This window comes from Neorhodopirellula pilleata, assembly GCF_007859915.1.
Taxonomy (GTDB): Bacteria; Planctomycetota; Planctomycetia; order Pirellulales; family Pirellulaceae; genus Rhodopirellula; species Rhodopirellula pilleata.
The window spans coordinates 1-2,249 of the sequence record NZ_SJPM01000065.1; the positions used below are offsets into that span (position 1 = coordinate 1).

General features: G+C 55.0%; 2 protein-coding genes. Both read left to right on the plus strand.

Features of this window, described 5'->3' with window-relative positions; all coding sequences use genetic code 11:
- Positions 1 to 242 precede the first annotated feature (242 nt).
- Complete coding sequence (locus Pla100_RS30210; protein WP_146583113.1) at positions 243 to 569, plus strand: hypothetical protein; 327 nt, start codon at positions 243 to 245, stop codon at positions 567 to 569.
- Between the two features lie 168 nt (positions 570 to 737).
- On the plus strand, positions 738 to 1,070 hold the full coding sequence (locus Pla100_RS31390) for a hypothetical protein (protein WP_197168360.1): 333 nt from the start codon (positions 738 to 740) through the stop codon (positions 1,068 to 1,070).
- Positions 1,071 to 2,249: the final 1,179 nt, after the last annotated feature.

Below are 2,249 nucleotides of genomic sequence, written 5' to 3' on the forward strand. Positions count from 1 at the left end.
TTTTTTCCAGGGTGGCGATCACGATCGACAAAGTTCAACGCACGATCTATCCGAAAGTCAGGCGGCCAGCTCAACTAGCAAGTTGAGCTTTTTTAACGCCTGACCATCGGATAGATCGCATTTCGTTCCCCGACTGAAGGCATCTGCGTATGACACAATTCGCTACGACTGCTGATGTCCGGTCTACCGGCGACTCAACATTACTGTCGTACGTTCGGTTGTACACTTTTGCGTTCGCCAGCATGATTGCGATTGACTTATTGCTGCGTGCGTTTTCGGTCGGGTTGACCGGACCGATCGGCCCAGCCGTAATGGCGGCCTTCATCTGCACTATCCCGAAGAACAAACCGAGATTCCGCTCCCTGAGCCGTTTCGCGATTGCTCTTGTGCTAAGCGGACTTTTTGCGTTTTCTACCGCAGTCCTATACAAATCCTTTGACATCGAAGATGCAAGTCAATTTGCATGGGTCTCTAGCAGTGTTTTCTACACGATCATCTTCGGCTGCATCGAAAGTATTTCATTTTTTGCGACTTGTGTCGTAACGCCGGGGCGAAGCGACAGCGATTAAACGGCGGGGAACCATCCAATGCACCCGAGCGGCGAAGTCGGGCGTTTTCAAGTGGACAATTTCTCGTCGCCGCCGGGTGATTGGTGACGTTCCCCGACAGATCGCTTGCATGTGTTGACTCGCCCGGCATTAACGCTACGCCGAGAACTGCATTGAGGCTGACCAAACTTGAACGCTGATAGCCCATCCATCGCAGACTGCCAAACCGCTATTCGCCAGAACTGCTGGGCTGAAAACCAATACGAACTGCTGCTGGCCGCCAATACATTGATGGAAAAATGCGAACGAGATTCGTCAATCACAGTGGACGATGGTCTTGCATGCTTGGATCATGGCGGTGTTGTTGCGGAAATGGGTGCGAGGATTCTGTACGTTTTGACAGGACGTGACGGATTGGGATGGCACGGAGCTGGCTACAATGAATTGCCGTTTCACGTTAACAAACAGAATTGGCTATCGTTCTTGGAGACACAGACGAAAGAGCGGGGAACCAAGCGATGAACCGAAGTCGCGGAGCCAGCGTTTTTGACAGTTGAAAATCAATCGCCGCGACTCGGTTATCGCGGCCGTTCTGCTGCAAAAACACCCCGCGAAATGCGAAGCATGAAACACAGACTTCGGTTCGGTCTGAACGTGTTGTTAGTTGCTACTGCATTGGTAGCATTGCTTTTTCTAATCGTTCGGATCCCGTCGTCGCTCGTTGCGCTGATCTTGGTCGCACTTTCGACGTCAGCGTTGGTGGCCGCACCGATAGGACTAGCTCTGCGGCGGACGCGCGCCGGGCGACTGGTGTTTCGTGTTTCATGTCTCACTCTCTTGTGCATTGCGGCCCTCTTTCTATCGTTCGGGCCAGCATGCTGGGCGTTTGTTCGTTACAACACGCCCGACACAAAGCACCCGTACTGGTCTGGGGCCTTTAGTGCTGTGTACGTCCCGGTTGCAACCTGCATTATCTTCGCACCGAGTCCGATACGCACTGTCGGTATGAACTATACAGCAGCTTGGATGCCCAAAGGAACCAGATTCCATGACGATTGGGAGAAGGGTCTCGGATGGTCGATAGACTATTCTCCCGCAAAGTTTCGCACTTACACAGTGATCCACTACTAGATGAAACCAAATCGAGCAGAACCATGACATGCACGGGAGGACGGCTTGCGGCGTTCGCTCGAATGGATGATCAACTCTCCGTCCCCCGTGATGTCTACCGTTACGAGCACGAGGAATGTGGCAACGCTGAGTAACGCAGACTGCCAGGCTGCTCCGCGGGGCATCGTCCAGTGTCGCCCTGCGGGGCATGTTCAACGCAGGCCCTGCGGGGCACAGTTCAGGACTGCCCTGCGGTGCACAAACCGACGCCTGCCCTGCGGGGCATTGTCCGACGCCTGACCAATGGTGGCCGCTGTCGGCTCAAGCCGTCGGGTCGAAGTTGATGGCAAGCCGGTGGGCACGATGCTAAAATGATTGACTCGTAACCATGCAATGATGACGGAGCGGCGATGGTCACCGGTCTGGTAGCAATCACTTCAAACGCCGCCGCCCGCATATCGCCACCGTTACGAGCACGAGGAATGTGTCAACGCTGAGTAGCGCGGACTGCCAGGCTGCCCTGCGGGGCATCGTCCAGTGTCGCCCTGCGGGGCATGTTCAACGCCGGCCCTGCGGGGCACAGTTCAGGAC

Coding starts and splice junctions, on each gene's coding strand:
- Pla100_RS30210 (WP_146583113.1), top strand. CDS start 243: ATGATTGCGATTGACTTATTGCTGCGTGCGTTTTCGGTCGGGTTGACC.